General features: G+C 48.4%; 21 protein-coding genes and 1 riboswitch. Of the genes, 12 read left to right on the forward strand and 9 right to left on the reverse strand.

All coding sequences use genetic code 11. From position 1 onward, the window contains the following. Positions 1-73: 73 nt before the first annotated feature. Positions 74-820, forward strand: coding sequence for a YggS family pyridoxal phosphate-dependent enzyme (locus M3661_RS26050; RefSeq protein WP_065292506.1), 747 nt, complete (start codon positions 74-76; stop codon positions 818-820). Between the two features lie 49 nt (positions 821-869). Here M3661_RS26050 and M3661_RS26055 read toward each other — a convergent pair whose 3' ends face one another. The 3 genes from M3661_RS26055 to M3661_RS26065 all read right to left on the reverse strand — a co-directional run bounded on the left by M3661_RS26055 (position 870) and on the right by M3661_RS26065 (position 4,040). Further along, positions 870-2,015: a DUF4179 domain-containing protein gene (locus M3661_RS26055; protein WP_065292505.1), complete on the reverse strand. Its 1,146-nt coding sequence runs from the start codon at positions 2,013-2,015 to the stop codon at positions 870-872. Beyond that, positions 1,996-2,580: an RNA polymerase sigma factor gene (locus M3661_RS26060; RefSeq protein WP_065292504.1), complete on the reverse strand. Its 585-nt coding sequence runs from the start codon at positions 2,578-2,580 to the stop codon at positions 1,996-1,998. Before M3661_RS26060 ends, M3661_RS26055 begins: the two co-directional genes overlap by 20 nt. Positions 2,581-2,675: 95 nt before the next feature. Then, positions 2,676-4,040, reverse strand: a complete 1,365-nt coding sequence (locus M3661_RS26065; protein ID WP_251489897.1) for an ABC transporter substrate-binding protein — start codon at positions 4,038-4,040, stop codon at positions 2,676-2,678. Positions 4,041-4,420: 380 nt separating this feature from the next. On the opposite strand from M3661_RS26065, the gene M3661_RS26070 reads away from it, so the two are divergent. The 5 genes from M3661_RS26070 (at position 4,421) to M3661_RS26090 (ending at position 8,619) form a co-directional block, all read left to right on the forward strand. Beyond that, a complete protein-coding gene (locus tag M3661_RS26070) occupies positions 4,421-5,335 on the forward strand; it encodes an ABC transporter ATP-binding protein (protein ID WP_065292502.1) in 915 nt (304 codons plus the stop codon). A 69-nt stretch (positions 5,336-5,404) separates the two neighbouring features. Then, entirely contained in the window at positions 5,405-6,139 is a 735-nt protein-coding gene (locus tag M3661_RS26075) for an ABC transporter permease (RefSeq protein ID WP_021253461.1), read from the forward strand. Further along, positions 6,140-7,321, forward strand: a complete 1,182-nt coding sequence (locus M3661_RS26080) for a sensor histidine kinase (protein WP_251489899.1) — start codon at positions 6,140-6,142, stop codon at positions 7,319-7,321. Further along, positions 7,318-7,923 carry a response regulator transcription factor gene (locus tag M3661_RS26085; RefSeq protein ID WP_251489901.1) on the forward strand — a complete coding sequence of 202 codons (606 nt, stop codon included), beginning with the start codon at positions 7,318-7,320 and terminating at the stop codon, positions 7,921-7,923. The genes M3661_RS26080 and M3661_RS26085 overlap by 4 nt, the downstream gene beginning before the upstream one ends. 180 nt (positions 7,924-8,103) lie before the next feature. Continuing rightward, positions 8,104-8,619: a serine protease gene (locus M3661_RS26090; protein ID WP_251489903.1), complete on the forward strand. Its 516-nt coding sequence runs from the start codon at positions 8,104-8,106 to the stop codon at positions 8,617-8,619. Between the two features lie 306 nt (positions 8,620-8,925). Here the strand turns inward: M3661_RS26090 and M3661_RS26095 are convergent, their stop codons facing one another. From M3661_RS26095 to M3661_RS26105, 3 genes are all read right to left on the reverse strand, one after another. Next, entirely contained in the window at positions 8,926-9,405 is a 480-nt protein-coding gene (locus M3661_RS26095) for a C40 family peptidase (RefSeq protein WP_065292498.1), read from the reverse strand. A gap of 3 nt (positions 9,406-9,408) precedes the next feature. Beyond that, positions 9,409-9,550: riboswitch (cyclic di-AMP (ydaO/yuaA leader) on the reverse strand. A 295-nt stretch (positions 9,551-9,845) separates the two neighbouring features. After that, a complete protein-coding gene (locus tag M3661_RS26100; protein WP_021253456.1) occupies positions 9,846-10,667 on the reverse strand; it encodes a hypothetical protein in 822 nt (273 codons plus the stop codon). A gap of 4 nt (positions 10,668-10,671) precedes the next feature. Next, positions 10,672-12,648 (reverse strand): M1 family metallopeptidase, encoded by a 1,977-nt coding sequence (locus M3661_RS26105; protein WP_021253455.1) that lies wholly within the window; start codon positions 12,646-12,648, stop codon positions 10,672-10,674. 116 nt (positions 12,649-12,764) lie between these two features. On the opposite strand from M3661_RS26105, the gene M3661_RS26110 reads away from it, so the two are divergent. Continuing rightward, complete coding sequence (locus M3661_RS26110; RefSeq protein ID WP_021259752.1) at positions 12,765-13,265, forward strand: YwhD family protein; 501 nt, start codon at positions 12,765-12,767, stop codon at positions 13,263-13,265. A 128-nt stretch (positions 13,266-13,393) separates the two neighbouring features. Here M3661_RS26110 and M3661_RS26115 read toward each other — a convergent pair whose 3' ends face one another. Beyond that, complete coding sequence (locus M3661_RS26115) at positions 13,394-14,602, reverse strand: NAD(P)-dependent malic enzyme (RefSeq protein WP_065292880.1); 1,209 nt, start codon at positions 14,600-14,602, stop codon at positions 13,394-13,396. Positions 14,603-14,788: 186 nt separating this feature from the next. Further along, positions 14,789-15,673, reverse strand: a complete 885-nt coding sequence (locus tag M3661_RS26120) for a LysR family transcriptional regulator (protein ID WP_021253452.1) — start codon at positions 15,671-15,673, stop codon at positions 14,789-14,791. A 256-nt stretch (positions 15,674-15,929) separates the two neighbouring features. On the opposite strand from M3661_RS26120, the gene M3661_RS26125 reads away from it, so the two are divergent. Together M3661_RS26125 and abc-f are read left to right on the forward strand one after the other, a co-directional pair. Next, the gene (locus tag M3661_RS26125; protein ID WP_251489905.1) at positions 15,930-16,076 is read left to right on the forward strand and encodes an RAxF-45 family protein; all 147 of its coding nucleotides are present in this window, start codon (positions 15,930-15,932) and stop codon (positions 16,074-16,076) included. A 104-nt stretch (positions 16,077-16,180) separates the two neighbouring features. Next, positions 16,181-18,163, forward strand: a complete 1,983-nt coding sequence (gene abc-f, locus M3661_RS26130) for a ribosomal protection-like ABC-F family protein (protein ID WP_251489907.1) — start codon at positions 16,181-16,183, stop codon at positions 18,161-18,163. Positions 18,164-18,372: 209 nt separating this feature from the next. Here the strand turns inward: abc-f and M3661_RS26135 are convergent, their stop codons facing one another. Further along, the gene (locus M3661_RS26135; RefSeq protein ID WP_251489909.1) at positions 18,373-20,442 is read right to left on the reverse strand and encodes a transglycosylase domain-containing protein; all 2,070 of its coding nucleotides are present in this window, start codon (positions 20,440-20,442) and stop codon (positions 18,373-18,375) included. A 397-nt stretch (positions 20,443-20,839) separates the two neighbouring features. Between M3661_RS26135 and speE the strand changes: the two genes are divergently transcribed. The 3 genes from speE to M3661_RS26150 all read left to right on the forward strand — a co-directional run bounded on the left by speE (position 20,840) and on the right by M3661_RS26150 (position 23,689). After that, on the forward strand, positions 20,840-21,667 hold the full coding sequence (gene speE, locus M3661_RS26140) for a polyamine aminopropyltransferase (RefSeq protein WP_021253449.1): 828 nt from the start codon (positions 20,840-20,842) through the stop codon (positions 21,665-21,667). A 31-nt stretch (positions 21,668-21,698) separates the two neighbouring features. Further along, positions 21,699-22,568 (forward strand): agmatinase, encoded by an 870-nt coding sequence (gene speB, locus M3661_RS26145; protein WP_021253448.1) that lies wholly within the window; start codon positions 21,699-21,701, stop codon positions 22,566-22,568. Between the two features lie 158 nt (positions 22,569-22,726). Next, positions 22,727-23,689, forward strand: a complete 963-nt coding sequence (locus tag M3661_RS26150) for an alpha/beta hydrolase (RefSeq protein WP_251489941.1) — start codon at positions 22,727-22,729, stop codon at positions 23,687-23,689. Positions 23,690-23,742: the final 53 nt, after the last annotated feature.

The raw sequence follows: 23,742 nt of genomic DNA on the forward strand, positions 1-23,742 counted from the left end.
GCAGAAGGTGACAGCCTTACCCGAACAGGTATGCTAGAATGGACATAAATACTAAAATAATGTGGTGATAACGATGCAACTAAACGATATTGAACATAACATACGAGTGATTCGTGAGCGTATCGAGCAGGCGTGCAAGCGCAGTGGGCGCAATCCCGAGGAAGTGAAGCTGATGCTCGTTACGAAGACAGTTCCGGTTGAACGAATTCAGATGGCATTGGATGCAGGGGAGAACTTAATTGGGGAAAATAAAGTGCAGGAAGGGCTGCAGAAGCGGGAGCCGCTTACCTCGGCTAATCCGTCGCTAGACTTCCACTTTATCGGCCATTTGCAAACAAACAAGGTCAAGGATGTGCTCAAATTCGCAACATGCGTTCAATCCGTTGACCGCATGAAGCTGGCTACGGCACTCCATGAGCGGCTGCAAAAGGAAGGCCGCACGATAGATATCCTTATCCAAGTGAATACGTCGTATGAGGATAGCAAGTTCGGTGCTGCCCCAGAGGATGCACTCGCATTAATTCAAGAGGTAGCCAAGTTGGACACGCTCCGCATTAAGGGGCTCATGACAATTGGGCTGTTCACTGACGATCAAGACAAGGTGCGCAAATGCTTCAAGCTGCTGCAAAATATCCGTCGTGAAGCAGAGGAGCTTGCATTGCCGAATGTCAGCATGGAAGTTATGTCGATGGGGATGTCCGGAGACTTCGAGACGGCAATCGAGGAAGGTTCAACGCTGGTACGTGTGGGCTCTGCAATTTTCGGCAAACGTATTTATCCAGACAGTCATTATTGGAATGAAAACTCGAAATCCGAATAAATGGATGAAATAAGGATGGAAGGAGAGAGCAGTGGGGCTCTCTCCTTTTTTATTTTGAAATTTCAACGGGTAATGTAACTTCGAGCTCGGGGATATATTTGATGAGTGGTTGGCCGTCTGCTCCAAGCTTGAATTGGGGTTTATCATGGTGGTTGATAAGACTTATATAAGGTTTGATCGTAATAGACGTAGGAATAGGGTCGTACGGCTGATAAAGCAAATTGAACAGGATCGTTTTCCCGTTATCCTCATGCAGTCCTGAACCGTTTAGCAATTTGACTGTGCGCCCCTTATCATCGTAGATTTCGAATCCAAACGGTAGATCGTTGGCCGTAAGCGGATCGTCTTTCGATATTTCCAGCCTTGCAGCAAGACTCGTCGTAACCGGCGTCAATTCTACTTTATTGTACTTAATGGTGAATGGACTGCTAGATTTCGAAATGTTTGGCTTCATGACGACTGAATCATTTGTTTGCATGGAAACGGGAATCGTCATTTGATAGGGCTCCTGTATGTCTGACACGGTAAGCTTTACCGTTAAATCGAACTTGTCGGGCAAGGATATTCCTTCTTGATTTCGCATATCAGAGAACATAAGGATTGCCGAATTTTCATTTTCCCCTGGGACAGTAATGATGCCAACCGAGTGCTGGTTGTATGCATAGTCGGCAATACTTTTTCCATCAATAAGGAGTTGAATATCACTCAAAGATTCCATCAAGGTATTGCGGCTACTGCTCTCCTGCAACCCTGATAGGCTCGATCGTTCAATACCAACTGCCACTCGTACTCCGTCATAGGCTGCTACCGGAATCGAAAGTGTCAAACCATGATGGGTTAGGCTCTGCTCAGATGAGGTGACAAGTCCTTTTTCGTCGGCCGCCTGCAGACCTAAATCTCCCGCAAAACGAAAAAGACTGCTCACGCCCGGCACATGTCTCATTGACTCGGCTACCGTGGGAGACAGAAAGGAGCCCCCTATTAATAAGACGAATGCTGCGGCTGCTGCAGCAATCGATGTGACAATGGAACGAACTGCTGTACTACGACGTGTTGTACGTGAGGCATCAACAAATAGAGACCCAGTGTCCAATCGGCTCATAATTTGCCCCGTAAAATCAGGATTTGTCGGCGTCTGGCGAATCCATGCCTCTAATTGTTCACTATCTACACCGTTACGATGGCTTGATGACATGCTTATGAAGACCTCCTTCCTCTGTGAATGGATTGGCTTGATAGCGAAGCAGCTTTTTCCGCAAACGTTCATATTTTTTGCGAATTGTCGATGGCTTTAAATCCATAATCTCGCTAATTTCATCGAAGCTATATTCTTCCACGGCCCTTAACAACAAAATATGCCGCTCTTCTGCAGAAAGCTTGTCCAGCAATTGATAAACCAGATCTCCATACGGAAGTTCTTGATCATTGATTTGATCTCGTTTCAGCAGGGACAGTATTTTTCGGAGCCTGCTTCTACGGTTCAAAATATCCAAGCAATGATTGTAGGCGATCTTATATATCCAGGCTGAAAAAGATACCTGAGGCTCGAAAAGGTGTATACGTTGAAAGCCTTTAATAAATATGTCCTGAACAGCGTCCTCGGCTTCTTCCTTGCTGCCCAACAAATAGTAGCAATATAAATAAATTTGTTTCTGAAATCGATGGATGATAAAGGTGTACGCTTCTTTATCTCCGCACTTGACTTGAGCAATGGCATGTTCTAAAGTCCCAACAGTTTGATATTCTGAGCTGGATGGCATAGCCGTATGGATCCTCCTTTCATACAGCCCGGCTTAATAACACCTTTTTATTGTATAACTTCACTTTCGGGTGATAAGAGCACTTTTTCAGTACATTATTTTTCGGCTTTTTTGCTTTTTGCTTTCTGCAGTGCTTCTTGTCCCTTCACTTCCAACACGGCTATCGCTTCCTCGACGGTCTGCTTATCATCAATAATCGCTTGCAGTTCCTCTGATAAGACAGGTTGGAATAATTGATTGAACTCTTTAGAAGCGGCTGTACTGCCTAGAGATTCCTCAAAAGAAGGCGTTGTTTTGGGCGTAAGCAGATAGAAAGGTTCTGTGCTTTTGCCTTCAATATCTTTGAGCACACCAGGGCGTGCAGGCAATTTTCCATTTGCCGTCCGTGAAGCGGCCGAAGCCATGTCCGCGCTATTTACGAACTTGACGAACTCCCAGGCCGCCTGCTTATTTGGTGAGTCTTCGGATACCGCATAAATTTCCGAGACATGTACATTTGCCGATTCATCTGGGGAGGAAGGGTCAACAGGCATTGTGACGATATCCCATTCGAACGATTTCGATGCACTGTCGAAGAGAGCTCGTGCTTTCAATTCTTTTGTAAGCCAAGGCCCATTGATTGTCATCGTAGCCTGACCTCTATAAAAGGCTTCGGCCTTCTCCTCGCTATTTTGATTTGAAGCCTGCAGGTAGATAAATTTATCGCGTACGGCATTTGTTACGAGTTTGATTGCTTCTTTCCAACCGTCTGAGTTGATAAGCAGTCTGTCTGCCTTTGCATCGAGTAATCGTAACCCGGAGGAAGACGCGATCTCCTGTAACATCTGCTCCACACCGTAGTCCTGATATAATCCAACTATTTTCTTTTCGCCAGTGCCCGTGTTGGTGAATCTTCTCGACAGTTCAAACAATTGCTTCCAGGTCATCTTGTTCGTCGGCATATCAATATGATGCTGCTTGAACAAATCGCGGTTGAAATATAGGACATCCGCATAAAAAGACGGAGCTAATCCGTATAACTTGCCATCTCCTTTCCCTCTAATCATTTCGATAAGTCCGGGAGAAATTGCGTCGATATCGAATTTGTCCTTCGCAATCATAGTTTCGATGTCGTACAGCCGTCCCTGCCGCGCATAATCTTCGAACAAATTCTCGTTTAGCAGCAGCACATCAGGTTTGTATGTCTCAATTAATTTTTTCAATTCTGCATGATCGTCCCAAGCGCCATTTTGCTCGCGATTTGCGAGCACGTTATTCATGCTAATGACATCGAATTCGATTTTTGGGTTCTTCATCTTGAAGAGATTCCCGTAATCGTTATAGAACGACGGTTCATCATGGTACATGACTTTGATTTTTCCACTTTCCAAGTTCTCATTTTGTTGTTGTTCCCCGTAACAACCGCTAAGCAAAGGAATGATCAGTATCAGTGCAATTCCTAGCTTCCACATCTTTTTCATGCTATCTCTCCTTTTCTGCCTATACAACGGACAGACATGCCGTTTTGTGACGGGGCTGCAAAAATTATGGCACAGGATAAATGGTTGCTTTAAAAAGTGGCCTTGAAGAAAATGAGGCTCGCAGCAATTCGAATACTGCCACCTCATTTCTGACATTTGTCATATGTAGTTGGTGACATCGTACACTAACTGGCTCAAGCGTGCCTGCCGTACAATACAAACATAAGCGATACGGCAACGGACAACCGAGATTGAGCAGCGCAGCATCGTTCAGCTTATCTCGAAAGATTGAACTAATTAGCCGAAAGCTGTACATAACACAATGATCGCATCACAGAACCACATACGATTCCTAATTTAATGACGAAGGATGATTATAGATGACATACGCAATCGAATGTACGAACCTAGTCAAGCAATTCGGCAACTTCCACGCCGTGAACCATATCGATCTTCGCTTCGAGCGCGGACAGATCAGCGCGCTGCTCGGCCCGAACGGTGCGGGTAAGACAACGACGATTTCCATGATCCTTGGGTTGCAAAAGCCGACATCAGGCGAGATTAAGGTGCTTGGCCAGCCCGCAGGCACAAGGGAACTGCGGCACAGAGTAGGGGCGCTCATGCAGGATGTGAAAGCTCCTGATGGCTTGAATGTTGCAGAGGTATTGAATCTGTTCCGCAGCTACTATCGCAACCCACTCCCACTGTCCAGACTGCTTGACCTATCAGGTCTGCACGGAGAAGCGAAGCGGCGCGCAACATCGTTATCCGGTGGACAACGGCGCAGATTGGCCTTCGCGCAGAGCTTAGCTGGCAATCCAGAGCTTGTCCTGCTTGATGAGCCGACGGTCGGCATGGATGTGGAAGCGCGTGGTCGCTTCTGGGATACGGTTCGCGCTCTGTCGAACGATGGACGGACGGTTGTGCTTACGACACATGACTTGGAGGAAGCAGATGCAGTGGCGGATTATATCGCGATCATTGCGGCAGGTACGGTAGCGGCCAGTGGAACCTCACAGGAGCTCAAGTCACAAACGGCGCTGCGGACGGTGTCCTTCCGTCTTCAAGTCGAACAGCAGGACGAAGCGCTGATGCAGCTTCCGGGAGTCGTAAAGGTCGAACGTGCATCAGGTCGGATTCGTCTTCACGTCCGCAGTACAGACGAAGTGTTGTCCGTACTCTTGCAATCTGGTTGGGGAGTCAGCGATATTGATATCCAATCCGCTAGGCTTGAGGATGCTTTCCGATCAATAACAAAATCTCATGAAGCTGCACGTACTCAAGCAAGCGTATAGTTGAGGACTGAAAATAAAAGATAGAGGCAGAGAGTGCCTTAAATCATCATATATAGGGGGAATTGATCGATGTTACAAGCACAAATCAAAGCAGAAAGTTTACGAATTATGCGCAGTCCATTCTTCTTGTTGTTCTCACTTGTCATGCCAATCGCTTTCTATTTCTTATTCGCTAGTTTAAATGGCGCATCGAAGTCTATTGAATCGACCACCTATGGCGCCTTCTCACTTATGTCGATGACAGCATTCAGCTTGATCGGCACAGCAATGAGTCAGTTCGGTATTCGCCTTGCTTACGAGCGTCGTGATGGATGGACACGTCTGCTTCGCCTGACACCACTATCTCCGTCGGTATGGATTGGCGCTAAGATCGTATCGCATATGTTGGTTCATTTGCTTGTCATTCTCATCATTTTCCCTGCAGCCTACTTTGCCTATCACATTGAGCTGACGGCTGTACAATGGGTGACATGCGGATTGTGGCTGTGGCTTGGAAGCATTCCATTCCTGGCGATCGGCTCTATTTTAGGAACGATGAAGAGTGCGGATGCCTCCATTGCGGTCGCGAACATTTTGCTCATGGGATTTGCCATCATGGGAGGCTTGTGGATGCCGCTGAAGACATTGCCAAGCTGGATGCAAGTTATTGGAGAATGGCTGCCATCCTACCGCTATGCACATGGTGCATGGAATATGCTCGCTGGGGGAAGTCCTGCCCTGCTGGATTGGGTAATTCTTCTGGGCTGTGGCATGATCTTCATGGTAATATCGAGTTATATCTTTAACAGACGGGAAGCGATGTAAGTGAACGTAGTCAAGAAGAGATTATTTCCCGAAAAAGAGGGAGCGGAGCCTTACATCTCCCTCGTCAACTTATGCGTGCCTATCTTTTTCCTGCTGCGTGAGACTCCGACCAAGTTATTGGTGGGGTTCACGCTGCTTCTGTTTCTAGTGATCGCATTTTGGATGCAGTATCGGCACGAGAAGCAGGCATTGCTGTGGTTGGCTGCTCAGGCTGTAATTATTCTCGTATTCATCCTTTTCTATCACCCTATGTATGCTTATATGGTGTTCATGATCGCCCAGATGATAAGCAGGCAGAAGACCTCAATTATTTTAGGAACAGCTGCCGTCATGGCGGTAGGTATCTTAATCGGATTGTCTCAACGCTTGGATACGGTAGCCGTATGGTCTTCCCTACATACCCTGCTGCTTCCTCCATTATTCGGTGTGCTCGTCATGCCATTTATCATGCGTGCCGCTGGGCAATACAAGCAGATGGCGGAACGATTGCAGGCAGCGACCTCACAGCTCGAGCGGATGGCCCAGCAGGAAGAGCGCCAGCGAATTGCACGCGAATTGCATGATACACTTGGACACACGTTGTCCTTGATCACGCTTAAGAGTGAAGTGACAGAGAAGCTTATTACACGGAATCCAGAGCGGGCCATCGCTGAAGCAAGGGAGATTCAAGAAACATCGCGTGCGGCGTTGAAGCAGATGCGCCAACTCGTAACTGAAATGAAGATCGTCAAGCTTGCAGAGGAATATGAGCATGGAAGGCAGCTATGCGCTGCCGCAGGAATTGAGCTGGAATTTCAGGAACGCAGCGAGGGAATTAGCCCTTCAGCAGCAGCCCCAAGCATTGTGGACCGATTGCCATTATCAGCATTGCAGGAGACGATTCTCGCCATGTGCTTCCGGGAGACCTTAACGAATGTCGTCAGGCACAGCCGGGCGAAGCATTGCTCGGTTCGGGTTGAGGTGGAAGAGGCAAGGGTTCGATTGGAGATTGCAGATGATGGCATCGGAATTGATGAGCACCAGCTTAAGCAATCAAGTGGGACAGGCATGGCCGGACTGAAACAGCGGCTTCAGCTTGTGGACGGGACGCTTGCTATAGAGTCTGGTGCCCACAAGGGAACGGCATTATCGTTAGTCATTCCGCGTGTAATCCGCGATGGGAAGGGGAAAGGTACATCATGATTCGAGTGATATTAGGAGAGGACCAACAGATGCTGCGAAGTGCACTCGCCACCTTGTTGTCGCTTGAGGATGATATCGAAGTGATTGGACAGGCCGAGAATGGCAGTGTAGCGCTGTCGCTTATAGAGGAACTTCAGCCGGATATCGCGGTATTGGATATTGAGATGCCGCTTATGACGGGGCTGGATGTCGCGGATGCAGTCAAGAAGAAGGGGCTGGACTGTCGGATTATTATGCTGACGACCTTTGCTCGCTCAGGCTATCTCCAGCGTGCAATGGCATCCAGTGTAGGCGGTTATTTACTCAAGGACAGCCCAAGCGACGAATTGTCGGATGCCATTCGCCAGGTATATGCAGGCAAGCGGGTGATGAGTCCCGAATTAACGTTGGCTGCGTGGGAAGACCCTTGTCCGTTATCCCCGAGGGAGAAGGAAGTGCTGTTGCATGCTGAGAACGGACTGTCCATGCAGGATATTAGCGCCAAATTGTTCTTATCCTATGGAACGGTGCGCAACTATATGTCGGATGCGATTAGCAAAGTAGGAGCGGGTACGCGCATTGAGGCGATTCGAACTGCCAGGGAGAAGGGCTGGCTGGATTAAGAACTGCTGCTGGAATATATGCAGAAGATACTTGATAGAGAATTGTCGGCTCAATTAGCATCCAGAAAATAAATGGGTAAGTGCTTCATTCTCTCTAAGTGAATATTTAGCTTATTTTCAGTTTCATTTCAGGAATTACGAACATACTATAGCCATCCCTTACATAAGGAGGTGGAACCTATGAAACGCAATTCAACCGTAGCAGCGTGGACGTGCCTAATGCTTCTCTTGATGGCTTCACCTGCAGCAGCGCAAAGCAGAACTGCGCTAGATGCTGCTGCAGATAAGAGCAGGGAGCAAGCTGCTGTACGAGTGGTCACTTCATCTCAGGCTGTAGTACAGCCGAATCAGCAGAGCACGGAGACAGATAAGCAATTAGAACAAGTACAGGCACAAATGAAGGAGCTTCGTGCAGAAATGAAACAGCTGCGCGAGAAGAAGCTTCAATTGCTCGCTAAGAAACATGGAATTTCGACAGAAGGCAAGAGCAACAAGCAAATTCACCAGGAATTACGCGAGAAATTAGGCATAAAAGGACGACTGTTCCACGAGAAACATCATAATAATGGGAAGCATGTCGAGGATCGTCAGACTCAGCTTCAGCACGAGGAAGAAAAGCATCGAGCGGAGGCGGATGGGCTCACACCAGAAGAGATTAAGGCGAAATTCCAAGAATCGAATGGGTCAGTCAAGTAAATCAGAAGCGTCTATGCGAAAATAGTGAATATCCAGACAAGATATCGGGACATGCGCACAAGCGCATGTCCTTGTGTCGTTAATGGCGATGAGAATGGTTGAAACCGAAAAAGAAATATTTCGTAAAGATAGATAAAAGCACGAATCGTTGACATGCAGAGATGCATAGGATAAAGAAGTTGGATTTGCGCGGATAATGAGGGTAACATGAAACAACCCGACGAAAAGGCGCGTAGCGCTTCTCATCGGGTTATGTAGTCGTTCATATCATTATTAAGAGTGCAGTAAACAATCAAACTATTGATATTATTGATTTTCAGTAGCGATAGAAGAAAAATCATTCTCGTTCATTACACGACGAGCACCTACATAGCGCTTCTCGTAGTAGTCCATGCTAAGGCTGTCGATGCGTGTACCCTTGCTTGTCGAAGCGTGTGCGAATTTGTTGTCGCCTACGTAAATGCCGACATGCGATACACCGTTGCCGCCGCTTGTGTCAAAGAAGACCAGGTCTCCTGGACGAAGCTCGTCTTTGCTAACTTTCTCACCAGAGTCAAATTGCGACGAAGATGTGCGAGGAAGATCAATTTCGAACTTGTTGAACACGTACTTCGTAAATCCGGAGCAGTCAAAGCCTTTCGTTGTTGTACCACCATACTTGTACGAAATGCCAAGCAAACCTTCAATCGTGTTGTCCATTTTGGATGCTGCGAATGTGCTGCCTGCACTGAACGAAGTAAACAGAACGCTCAGTCCGAGCACCGCTGTAACTAGCTTCTTCTTCAAAGGGAAAGCTCCTTCCGTGCCTGCGAGGTTAGCTGGAGGGTTCGGTTGAAGGACCCCTATGATCCCTGTGTTACAAGATCAATTCACCCGTAAAAACTGGTTCCCCCGCTTTCCGGTCCGCCCGGAAACTCGGCATTCTGGTTTTGGGATTATGTATTGCTGCGTGCGATAGTAACAATTTTGCAAGAGTTAGTGCCGCTTTCATGACAAAGTTGTAATAAATCTAGATTTATTGTAACAGACGGAAATTCCTTTGACAAATATTTTTTGTCCTTGACACGAAAAAAACTTGTCAGATCAGCGTTTTTTTCGCCGATAGACAAGTTTTTTAATTCATTTTGTTAGGTTACGCTGCTTCAATATCATCGTAACCCTTTGTAACTTTGTAACTTTGTAACTTTTTAACTCTGTAACTAAATTGCGTTCGATCAGAACCCCCATTATTTCATCTGTTGCTCTGCTTCCTGCCAGACAGCGTGGCGTGCAGACAATCCCCACATTTTAAGTATAGTCATAATGGCAGGCAATGCCTGTTGAATAATGAGTGCGGTAATTCCGGTGAACACGGCCGCCGCCGTTGTGGACAATATGCCTACGCCAATAGTGATACCAATAAAGAGAAGTGACAATCCTAGAATGGGAAGCAAGCGACGAGTTCCGGCTGTCACAGATCGAATTAACGGTGTTTCTGAGGCAGCGCCGAAGTTAAGGAATAAGAACAATTGATGAACAAGCCAGCCGCCAATGAACCAAGCGATTACAAACGGTGCCACTGCCACGAGTAAGGAAGACAGAGAAGCCGATGTGGACAGGGCATGGGCCGCATAAGGAACGAACCATATAGCGGGTGCGATAATGAGCAGTGTCTCGAGTAGATAGAGGACAAGCATTGGCTTCCAAGCGAGCTTGATCCCTTGGAAGAAGGCAAGCCCCTGCTGCTTGGGCCGTGACATAGCATGGAATACACCCGCGTGAATGAAGGGGGTAAGCAGCATATGGACGGCAACGAATCCGAGGATAGCCCATAAGTAAGGGAAATAGTCATTCGTCTTCATTAGATAGAACTGGCTTTCGGTCAGAAAGAGCTGCCTGCTCATCTCGGTAGGTGCTGGATCTGGGTAACGGCGCAGGATAGGTGTTACCACTCCATCGACGAAGCGATAGAGGAAGAACCCCCATAACAGTTGGTACAAGAATAGAATGACCCATATATAGATGTGCTCTTTGCACCAATTCCAGCCTGAACGCACATAAGCCTTCACACTATCACCACCCCAAAATGTTCGTAACAGCTTCGATTACCTTGATGACGGATAAATTAACTCGTGTACGGACAGGTTCATCGACATGAGCACGCATATAATTATTGATGTGCTTGTTCTCAACGACAATCGAATATAGAGGATCAACCATGACCCAGCTGAGCGGCGCTTTATGGGTGACGGTATATTGGATGCGGTCTCCCTCTCCATTCCATCCCTTGCGAGTCGTCGTGCCATCCGAGAATCCGAATACGATCGGAATGGATGGATAATTGGCACCGAGCTTGCGGATATAGACAGTCGCTTCATATTGGGTAGACCCATTCGATTCAATCGTACGTGAATCAATGTTCTCCACGGCGAAGTCTGCCATCATGCCGTTGTACACATATTGTTGGAAGAAATCATTCCACTTGCGGTTAGTTACCTGCTCAACAACTCGCTGAAAGTCTGATGTAGTTGGGTACTTGAAACGGTACTTCTGCGTATAAGTTCTCATAATGCGGCTCATCATTTTTTCCCCGACCTGCTTCTCGATTGCAAGCAGCACCAGCTTGGCACGCATGTACACATTTTCCGCATAATGATTTTGATTTTTGTAGCGCCATGCATTCAGCTTCAGTGGAGCTGGATCTGTGATGTAGCTGGCTTGTATTGCGTTATTTGGAAGTACTCCGAATTCTTGCTCCATCAGCTTGTCTTCTGCATAGGAAGTGAACCCTTCATCGAGCCATGCTTCCTCGAATTCGTTTGAGGCGAGAAGTCCATAAAAGTATTGATGTCCAATCTCATGAACGACGGTACGTTCCAAATCGTAACCTGGACTCTCATCTTCTGCACCGAATGCTGTAATCAAGGTCGGGTATTCCATTCCTCCAGCTCCGTTGCCCAATTTAGGAGGCACGATAATGGACAAGGTAGAGTACGGGTATTTGCCGTACCATTCGCTGAACTTGGACAGCGCCGTCTTCGCAGCGTAGAAATAACGCTCCTTCAAATCTTTATGCTTCGGGTCTAAATATAACTTGATACGAACCCCTGGTACTTGGCTAGAAGAGAACGGCTCTTCAAAATAGACAAAGTTTGGAGATGCGGCCCACGCAAAATCATGAACATCATCCGCATAGAATTGATAAAATTTCTTTCTGTCTGCTATCGTAGGGGTTTTCGTTGGAAAGCCTGTAGCGCCTACGATGTAATTGTCGGGTACTTGAATGCGTACACTGTAAATGCCGTAATTGGAGTAAAATTCGGAATTACCGTGATATTGGTGCAGATCCCAGCCTTCTGATGCCCGGCCGCGTACCCCTGCCTTTTCATAGGCAGCAATCTTAGGGAACCATTGGCCAGCCATCACGAAATTATCGGCGTATCCCATACGTGCAAATATTTTCGGCAGTTTTACTTCAAAATCCATGCGAAGTGTGACTTTCTCTTGACTTCGTACTGGCTTGGTAAGACGCAGCTTCAGAAGCGTCTCATCCTTCGCGTTTCCGTCATCTGGCTGAATGTACTGTACCCGGTTCATTAGGGACATACCGTCAACCGTGGATAACGATTTTAGCGTCATGCTGCCATATCCATCCGCAGGGAACTTGTCTTCCCGCAATTTTCCGCCAGACTCCTTCATGAAGGTGGTATCGGGCGAACGGAAAGCGTTCGGATACATGTGGAAGAACAGTTCATTGACAGTCGATCTCCCAGGATTGGTCCAAGTTACGGTTTGCTTGCCGATAAGGGTATGTGTAGACTCATCCAGTTTAACTTCAATATGGTATTCGGCAATACGCTCACTCAGTACCTCCGCATTGGGGGTCTCCACGGCTTGCTGCGTAATGGGTTCCTGAACCGCCTGCTTGTTCACCTCGGGTCCAAGGGACGGAACGGATCCAGACGGCCAGAACCGAACGAGGAGGAAGCTGCAGGCGGCTAGGAACAAGGCAGTGAATAGAAGCCGGCGATATACATTGCTTCGGGTCATACGTTTTTACCTCCCGTTGACAAGCATCTACAGCATGTATATGTTGGCTTTTTGCAGATTATTAGCTAAAATGAAAATGATTTTGAGTACGTGGTAAGGAAGGAGCGCATGACGAAATGGAATCTTCAGATAAGAAAGTAAAGAAGCCGCTGGCATTGAACGTAATGAGCAGTGGTAAGCATAAAGGATTCGGTTCGGGTAGTATCGATCTGAACAACGTGTCGCCCGTCATCATCGATGAAGGAACGGCGTACATCGATCTAGGCGCGATGCATGCGAAGAGTAAGGTAGAGCGTGGAATTAAGTTCTCTACGAATAAAGAGGATGTTCCGAATGGCCGCCAATGCTGGATCGTATGGGTGGCAGTCGATCGTTCTGCGGAAGGTGCGTTCTACGGCGGCTTGGCTGCTTGTGAAATGCTGATCGACACGGAGGCGAAGCGCGGCTGGAAGATGCTCGCAGACCACGTCAATCGGATGGACTATGCAATGAAGCGCCGCGTGCTCGTCGAAGAGCTGAATACAGAAGACAAGGCAGCGCTGCGTGAGCTGCTTATGACGCACAATGCTGAGTGGTGGGAGCGTACGCCAGAAGAAGTGAAGGCACAGCTTGCCTAGCATAATCATTTACATCTAAAGAAGGCCGCTATTCCGATCTCGTGATCGGTGCAGCGGCCTTCTATTATTATAGAGATGAGTTTTGTTCCTACTCATACCTAGCAAGCGACTCATTACAACAAGGTGATTTAGGCGCGATATACAGGCATCTTCTTCACCTGTGCGACTCCTGTTTCGATTGCGACCTGAGCAATCGCAGATGCAACGCTAGGCACGACACGCTTATCGAGCGGGTTCGGAATAATATACGTTGGGCTGAGCTCTGCATCGGTAACAATAGCCGCAATACCGCGTGCTGCCGCCAGCTTCATATCATCCGTAATATCTGTAGCGCGAACATCGAGTGCGCCGCGGAAGATGCCAGGGAAAGCGAGCAGGTTGTTCACTTGGTTCGGGAAGTCCGAACGACCTGTACATACTACTGCCGCTCCAGCAGCAAGCGCTTCGTCCGGGAAGATCTCCGGCGTTGGATTCGCCATTGCGAATACAATCGGCTTCACATTCATGGAGCGCACATGCTCCTGCGTCAGCACCTTCGGTGCGGATACCCCGATGAATACATCTGCTCCGCATACAACATCGGTCAGCGTACCGTGTAGATGTCCGCGATTCGTTACCTTCGCCATGTCTGCTTGCGCAGGATTCATCCATTCCTCGCCTTCACACACGACACCCTTCAGATCCACTAGGGCAACATGCTGAATGCCTGCCTTCAACAGCAGCTTCGCTATGGCAATTCCAGCAGAGCCGGCGCCATTGATGACAACGCGTACGTCCTCCATCTGCTTGTCTACCACTTTCAGTGCATTGATTAACGCAGAGAGCAGCACGATAGCAGTGCCATGCTGATCGTCATGGAAGACGGGGATATTCGTTTCTTCCTTTAAGCGCCGTTCAATTTCGAAGCAACGTGGTGCCGATATGTCCTCCAAGTTAATACCGGAGAAGGTAGGCTCCATATTTTTGACGATGTTCACGATCTCATCTACACTTTGCGTGGATAGACAGATTGGGAAGGCATCGACATTGCCGAACTGCTTGAAGAGCATGCACTTGCCTTCCATGACCGGCATAGCCGCATAGGGACCGATGTCGCCGAGGCCGAGAACGGCCGAACCGTCTGTCACAACGGCAATCATGTTGCCACGTGACGTATACTCGTTGGCAGCATTCACATCATTTGCAATCAGGCGGCATGATTCAGCCACCCCTGGTGTATATACAAGGCTCAGATCCTCTGGGGATGTCACCTCAATTTTGCTAGTCACTTCAATCTTGCCGTGCAGCTTCTTATGAAGTTGTAACGACTCTTCTTTGATGTCCAGTGCGACTGGCATACTACAATCAGCTCCCTGTTTATCATTCCAAGGAGACTCGCTGCTGAACATAAGCCCCGCAAGCCCCATGCTACCATTGTGCTACGTTAGTGGGGAAAAGGGAAATACGTTCCGCATATAAGCTAATAAATTTTATTTATAGTAACGAAATGGAAGTTATGTCCTCTGTTATTTATCCGTTCGGCGTTATGCTTCTTGAAGTGGGAGCTGGCGCATGCACTCGATCATGCTGAGGCAGTCTTGCGACAGATGATGTCCTTCCTTCCAGCATAAATAAATATAGAAGTACAACGGATCCTCAAGTGGTATGGCTACAAGACCAGGCATATTTTTGACCGCCATAGAGACGATTAGGGAAATGCCTGCCCCACTGGCTACCATCGACTTAACGGTTTGAATTTCATCTGATTCAAATACAATATTCGGCTTGAATCCGTATGTTCCACAAGCGAGCATCAGTTGTTCATGATGTACATAAGCTTCCGTCAGCACGATAAAATGTTCATGCTTGAGTTCAGCAATGGATATGGACTCTCGAGTCGCGAGTGGGTGAGTGTCAGGCACACACACGTTTAAGTGATCCTCATAGAGCAGCACAGAATGGAGATCGGAGATTGGTTCTTGATCTGCCTGTCCGATAATGCCTAAATCCAGCTTACCCTCTTGCAGCAGCTCTGTTGTAATGCGAGAACCGTACTCGGTTACTTTAAATTGCACATGCGGATACCGCTTCCTTATGTAAGCGAACATGGAAGGGAACAGATAGGCTCCGATAATTGGCGGCAAGCCAAAATGAATGTTGGAGCTGTTATAATTACGAACCTCTACAATAGCTTCATCAATTTCAGACAAAATGTTATCGACTCTGGCTAGAAATAACGCCCCTTGCGGCGTGACATGCACAGCCTTCTCCTTCTTATTGCGTTCGAGCAATTGCACACCTAGAAATTCCTCCAGCCGATTTACAGCGGCTGTAATGCAAGGCTGGGACACATACAGCTGTTCAGCTGCTTTTGTAAAGCTATGCTGTTCAGTAACGGCCTTGAAATATTCAAGTTCCCGCAAATTCATGATGCTTGGTTCCCTCCGATATGATAATCCGATGCGAGTCCTATTCTACAAGAAACGAAGACGTTCATCGATGGATAAAGATTACAAAAGAATGAACTTAGGTATAACCATTGTACATCAAGATGATCCTAAGGGAAGCAAGTAGGGGTTGGGCAGGGTATCCAGCTGTCCCTTTACCGATATTCTAAAATGTGGTAATATATATGAATAACATGTTCTTCGGACTGAAGAACAGGAACAGGAGGTGAGGTAGGAGATGAATTTCAATACGCCGAACATTCGTATTAGCCAACTGCCAATGGCAATGTTTGGAATTACTCATGATGTAGCTCTCAACGGGATACGTGTGTCCATTTTTACGAATACGACAATACGGCGTGAAGACTCTCCTGCCTTAACCTGATCGGATTTAGGTTTATTTAGGGCTGTAGGGATTTTTCCCTGCAGCCTTTTTTTGTTCCAGATCGGGAGGCAGCGTCTTGCTCACGCCCCGAGGGGGATATCGACATGATCATTAGCCTATGGCATGTGAAAAAATATTACGGAGCAAACTTGGTGCTCTCAGATGTGTCATTTGAAGTAAAAGACGGAGAAAAAGTCGGGCTGATTGGCCGCAATGGAACGGGGAAGACAACAATTTTGCAGATGCTAAGCGGGGCATCCACACCGGATCAAGGGGATCTGTTTATCCGCAAAGGCGCGACAATTGGATTGCTCGATCAGGTACCTTCTGCCCATGAATCCGCTTCTGTATATGATGTATTGGCTGAGAGTTATGCGGAAGTGCGCCGCCTAGAGCAAGAAATGAAGCAAGTGGAAATGACCATGTCAGACCCTGATGTCTCTGCAGATGAGAAGAAACTGAACCATATTCTGCAGCAGTATGGACAGATGATGGAGCAATTCGAGCGGGCAGGCGGCTATGAAATGGAGGCCTCGATTCGGCGGATCAGTGCAGGACTCGGGATCGCGGAAGAGCAATATAGCCGCCCCTTCTCCTCGTTATCTGGGGGAGAGAAGACGAAGGTCGGTCTGGCAGCGCTGCTACTGAGGCAGCCTGACATTCTGCTGCTTGATGAACCAACGAATCATTTGGATATGGCGGCCATCGAATGGCTGGAATCCTTCCTGCTGGCTTATTCGGGAGCGGTAATGATTGTCTCGCATGATCGTTATTTCCTGGATCGAGTTGCAGGCAAAATGATTGAGATCGAAGATGGGGAAGCGTTCATTTATCATACGAACTATTCCGGCTATCAGAAGGAGAAGGAAGAACGGCTGCTGCAGCAATTCGCTAGCTATCAAGAGCAGCAGAAGAAGATTAAGAAGATGCAGGATACAATTAAGCAGCTGATCGAATGGGGGAATCGTGCGAATCCGCCGAATCCAGGATTTCATCGCCGGGCAGCATCGATGCAGAAGGCGCTCGATCGTATGGAGAAGCTCAAGCGTCCGATATTGGAGCGGAAGACGATGGATTTGAAGCTGAAGCAGGAGGATCGTTCTGGCAAGCAAGTGCTCGTGCTGGATGGGGTTACGAAGGCATATGGGGAGCGCAAGCTGCTTAGCGGGGTGAACGGGCTTCTGCTGTACGGCGAGCGTACAGCATTGCTTGGCAGCAATGGTGCTGGGAAGAGTACCTTGATGAAGATGCTGCTTGGCCAGGTTGATCCAGATGGCGGAGATCTCCGAGTCGGTTCGCGTGTGGAGGTTGGCTATTTGGCGCAGGAGGAAGCTCCGCCTTCCGAAAATAAGACGGTTCTTCGATATTTCTGTGAGGAAGTGGCCATGGAAGAGGGAGAGGCTAGGGGAGAACTGGCTAGATTCCTGTTCTATGGAGCGGATGTGTTCAAGCGAATTGCACAGCTGTCAGGAGGAGAATGGAGCAGACTTCGATTGGCTCTGCTCATGTACCGGAAGCCGAATTTGCTCCTGCTCGATGAACCAACCAACCATTTGGATATCGACTCCAGAGAAGCATTGGAGGAAGCGTTGGAGAACTTTCCAGGTACACTTCTGGTTATCTCGCATGATCGTTATTTCATTAATCGGGTTGTAAGCAAGCTGTGGGTGCTGGAGCAGGCAAGATTGTCTGTGCATATTGGGAACTATGATGAATGCCGGGATAAGCTGCAGACCTGGATGGATCACTCACGGCAGCTGGGGGTGGTGTCTACTGGTGCACATACGGATGTGAACACGGTAGAGAGGAAGTCGCAGCAGCAAGATTCGAAGGCAGGCGATCCTGCTAAGAGACATGCAGATGACGTGCTTCCGAAGCAAGTGACGCGGAAGGGACAGACTGCACCCCAATGGGAGCGGGACATTGCGCTAGTAGAGGAGCAGCTGCGACAACTGGACGAGGAGATGGCTGCCTTGTCCATGCAGACCGATCAGGAGGTAGATTGGACGCTGTTGATGGCCAAGCAGCAAGAACTGCGGCAGCAACTCGAAGAGTTGTATGCTGGGTGGTTATCTATGGAGGAATAGTGGATTTGCCTAGAAATCAACAAACAATGGAATCCGCCGTTCCACAGTGTCAATAACAATGGAATCAGCCCACTAGAAATAGAAAGACGCTTCCTAAACCACTGGATTCGTGGGAAGGGAAGCGTCTTTTTTTCATACGTGTTCCTATCGATATAGGTCATCAAATTGCTGGGACTCCGGGACAGCCTCGTTTCATAGATAGCCGTTCCTTAATCCCCCCACCAGCGCTTCAAGTGCTGCCACCACGAACGTTTCTCAAGCTCTTTCGTTGGTCGCTTCTCTTCGTCTTTCCTCTGGCCTGTCGGGGATTGAACATGAAGATCGCACCAAGCGGTGGGCTCGGTTCCACTTACGAATGTCTCCAGGCGTTTATTCGGGCAGTTATCTCCCGCGAGCTTCCCGGTATCCGGATCAATATAGACGCTAACTACATTGTCCGGAACGGTAAATATTTTAGGTGGGACGTTGGACAATGCCTGTTCGGTATATTCAGCGAATATAGGCGCTGCCTTATGAGATTCCGTAACGGATATCATTCTGTCCTTGTCATAGCCGACCCAGACGGCAGTTGAGAGTTCCGGCGTATATCCGACGATCCAAGCGTCCGTATCCGTCGTTCCTGTCTTGCCGGCGACAGGGCGTTTCATGCTGGTAGCTACGCGGCTGCCTGTTCCACCGGTTTCGAATACGCTCTCCATCAGGCTGGTGAGCACATACGCATCTGCTGGATTGACTACCTGCTCTTGTTGAATCGGTGGAGCCTCGTATAAGACACTGCCGCCGCTGTCGGTGACCTTCAAGACGGAGCGGGGGATCACACGCTTGCCTTGATTACTGAACACACCGTATGCGGATGCCATCTCCAGTGGACTTACTGGGAATGTACCTAGCGCAAGAGAGGGGAGTGGCTTCATGTCACTGTCGATGCCAAGCCGCCGCGCAAGGGAGATCACCTGCTCAGGGCCAATCTGCATAATGGTACTTACCGCATAGATATTGTCTGACACAGCAATGGCGCGGCGCAGATCGATCTCGCCATAATACTTGCCGCCATAATTACTTGGCTTATATTGCTGTCTGCCATTGTCATATGTGAATGAAGTCGGCTGACTGACGAAGTGAGTCGCCGCTGTGATGGCTCGCTTCTCGAGTGCTGCTAGATAGACCAGCGGCTTGAAGGATGATCCAGGCTGGCGCGTATTGGCGAATACACGATTATACTGATTTAGCCGATAATTCTTGCCGCCAACCATCGCCTTCAAATAGCCGTTGCGTGGATCGATCGAGATAAGCGCAGCCTGCAAATCCCCTTCTGCAGGAATATACTTGGCGACAGCCTGCTCTGCTGCCGCCTGAGCCCGTTTATCAAGTGTTGTATATACACGCAGCCCCCCAGCCTCGATTGCTTGATCGGAAATGCCGAGTGAATCGAGCTCCTGCCGGACATAATCGCGGAAATAGGGGGCAACAAGCAGCTCGCTTCGCTCCTCCCTCGGTCGAATGGCCAGCGTTTCATTGTAGGCTTGTTGTGCCTGCTCTTGCGTGATGTATCCGGTCTCCACCATGCCCTGAAGCACAACCTTTTGTCTGTCCTTCGCATTTTTCATATTGAAATAGGGAGAATAATAGCTTGGGCCGCGTGGAATGCCTACAAGAATTGCACTCTCTGCCAGCGTCAGGTCACGAGCCTTCTTGCCAAGGTAGAGCTGAGCGGCGGCCTCGATACCGTATGCGCCATGGCCGTAATATACCTGATTCAAATACTGCTCCAAAATATCGTCCTTGCTGTATTTCATCTCCAGTTGAAGTGCATATTGCGCTTCCTTCACCTTGCGAGCCCATGTCCGATCGTGGTTGAGATACAGGTTGCGGGCAAGCTGCTGTGTCAAGGTGCTGGCGCCTTGTTTTTTGGACATTGATTCTATATTGACGAGCATTGCGCGAGCAATTCCTTTGAAGTCGATCCCGATATGACGGTAGAATTGCCGATCCTCTGTGGCAATGGTTGCATGAATGACGTCCGGAGCGATATCGGTCAGCGTAACCGGATGCTGCTGCTTCTGCCCGCTTGTTAGTGATGTAAGTTCCGCCCCCTGGCTGTCATAAATGAAGGAGGGCTTCTGCATATCAGACACAGGCAGATCCGTCATATATAGATACCCGAGCAGGATGCCGCAAGCACCTAGAAGGAGCGCGATTGAACCGCCAATGATTTTCAGCCATAGCCGCCACCCGCGCTTCCGCTTTCTCTCAGTCTTTTTGCCGCTTAACCGCTGCATGGCAGCGCCTCCTGTTCGACCGTCATCAGGCCATTTTGTGGTTACCATTCAGTATGGAAAAAGAGGAGGAAGGTTATTCCTTTTTGCTAGAATAAATTCACCGTTCACAAACTGTAAAAGGGTTGAAAACTATGAAAAACAGAATATTCTAGAGCATTTGTCAAAATTTCAAAAATCCAGTGATAAAGCAGCTTTCAGAGCTCTAATAGCTCTGAAAATTGTGCAAATATTCAACTTGACTTCGGAAAATGATTGCATTTTGGGGGGGAACCGATATAATACTTTGTGTTTGGTGCAAAATGGAGATGAAGTGTTACGAATGTTACACATAGGAACCATTACGAGCATTTCGGGAACTAAGCCAACGATACCATGATTATGAAAGAAGGTTGATGTTATGGAATTGTGGTTTACAGAGAAGCAAACGCCTACCTTTGGCATTACGGCAAAAATCCGCGAAACATTCGTGGAGGAGCAAACGCCGTTTCAGCATTTAGCGATGCTGGATACCGAAGAATTTGGACGGATGCTCGTATTGGATGGCATGGTTATGACGACGATCAAAGACGAGTTCGTATACCATGAGATGGTGGCACACCCGGCCCTTGTAACTCATCCGAATCCGAAAAAAGTACTTGTCGTCGGCGGCGGCGACGGCGGAGTTATCCGCGAAATCATGAAGCACCCTGGAGTAGAGAAGGCAGTCCTCGTTGAAATCGACGGCAAAGTCATCGAATACTCCAAGCAGTACTTGCCTGAAATTGCGGGCGAGCTGGACAACCCGCGTGTAGAAGTTATCGTGAATGATGGATACATGCATATTTTGAACAGCAAAAATGAATACGACGTCATTATGGTCGACTCCACAGAGCCGGTAGGGCCTGCGGCACCATTGTTCGAGCGCGGCTTCTACCAAGGTATCTATGATGCTTTGAAGGAAGATGGCCTGTTCGTAGCGCAGACGGATAACCCTTGGTTCAAGGCTGACTTGATCCAGCAGGTGAACCGTGACGTGAAGGAAATCTTCCCGATCGTACGCGTGTACGGTGCGAATATTCCGACCTATCCAAGTGGTCTCTGGACGTTCACAATGGGCAGCAAGCAGCACGATCCGCTGCAAGTGGACGAAGCGCAGATTCCGGAAATGGAGACGAAGTACTACTCTTCTCGTCTGCACAAAGCAGCCTTCTGTCTGCCTAAATTTGTAGAGGATCTGTGCAAATAAGATAGCGCAGGAAGATGGAGGAGCGAAGACAATGAAAATAGATCAAAAATATTCGGGCAATGTGTTCATTTGCAGCTCTGATGATTACGAGGGAGCAAAGGCCGTCATTTATGGCATGCCAATGGATTACACGGTATCCTTCCGCCCAGGATCGCGCTTCGGCCCAGGCCGTATCCGCGAGGCATCGGTAGGCTTGGAAGAGTACAGCCCGTATCTCGATAGAAGCATTGAGGAATTGAATTACTTCGATGCAGGCGACTTGCTGCTGCCATTCGGCAATGCGGCGAAGAGCCTGGATATCATCGGGGAATTCGTAGGCAAGCTGCTGGGCGATGGGAAGTTCCCAATCGGCCTTGGCGGGGAGCACCTAGTGACATGGCCTGTCCTGCAAGAGGTGTACAAGAAATACCCTGATCTCGCTATTATTCATATTGATGCGCACGCTGACTTGCGGGAGCAGTATGAGGGTGAGCCTTTGTCTCACTCCACACCAATCCGCAAGGCTGCTGAGATGATCGGCGGCAAGAACGTGTACCAGTTCGGCATCCGCTCTGGTTCGCGTGAAGAGTGGACGTATGCTCGCGAGAACATCAATTTCTTCCCGTTCGAAGTAGCTGAGCCTCTGAAGAAGGTTCTGCCTGAGCTGGCTGGCCGTCCGGTCTATGTCACGATCGATATTGACGTGCTTGATCCAAGCTGCGCACCGGGAACAGGAACGGCAGAAGCGGGCGGCATTACGTCGAAGGAATTGCTTGAAGCGGTTCATTCGATTGCCCGTTCGGAAGCCAATATTATTGGATGTGACTTGGTGGAAGTTGCGCCAATCTACGATCCAACCGAGCAAACGCCGATTACGGCGAGCAAAATCATTCGTGAGATGCTGCTCGGGTTCGTAAAGTAATGTAGTCTGTAACAAAGCAGCATCGTCCAAGCGCACGGAATCTGCATGCAGCAGAGGAAGTGCGCTTGTTTTTGTAAGAAGCAGCAAAAGGGCAGGGCTTAGACATGCGTTACGGTCCACTTTAAAATATAGAGAAAGGGAGGATGAGAATGAGTAAGATGAAGATTTTACTTATTTCGATCACAACCGTATTCATTATTATCATCGTTGCATTAGGATTCATAGGGAATCATTTTTACAACATAGCGCTTAATCCGGAGACGGAGCGTCCGTTCCTCGACAACAATCCGGATCTTGATCGTGCGGTTCCGACGATGCAAGTAGATGGACAGGAGACGCAAGGAAATGAGGTGGCAAAAGAATGGATCGAAACGAAGCATCACGACGAGGTCACGTTAGCTTCTTTCGATGGTTTGAAGCTGCAGGGCTATGAGTATCGGCAAGAGAATCCCACGAATAGGTGGGCCATTGTCGTTCATGGCTATACGAGCTCCGGTAAGCAGATGTCGTATGCGGTCAAGAGATTCTATGATAAAGGCTATCATGTACTGCTCGTCGACTTACGAGGACATGGAAAGAGCGAGGGCTCCTATATTGGAATGGGCTGGCATGATCGACTAGACATGATGGGTTGGATTCGCCAAATCGTCGAAGCTAACCCCGAGTCTCAAATTGCCCTGTATGGGGTCTCCATGGGAGGAGCGACGGTTATGATGACCTCGGGAGAAGAACTTCCTGCGAATGTCAAGGTGATTGTCGAGGACTGTGGGTACACGTCGGCTTACGATGAATTCAGCTACCAATTGAAACGGCTATTTCATTTGCCTGCCTTCCCGATTATGACGGCTTCCAATGTGGTCGCTAATATTAGAGCCGGTTATGACTTGCAGGAAGCCTCTGCCTTGAAGCAAGTAGCAAAGAGCAAGACTCCTATTCTATTCATTCACGGGGATTCCGACATGTTCGTTCCATATGAAATGGTTCATGAGTTATATGATGCGGCAAAGGTCGAGAAGGATCTACTGGTGATCAAGGGTGCAGGACACGGCGGCGCTCATCTTGCTGGAGCGGTATATTGGAATAAAGTATGGGAATTCACAGATAAGTTTATGGCGTCCTAACGAAATGACAAAATGAACAGAAGCCCTGCCGCCTCAAAAGGCTGCGGGGCTTT

This window comes from Paenibacillus sp. MER 180 (assembly GCF_023713665.1).
Taxonomy (GTDB): Bacteria; Bacillota; Bacilli; order Paenibacillales; family Paenibacillaceae; genus Paenibacillus_B; species Paenibacillus_B suaedae.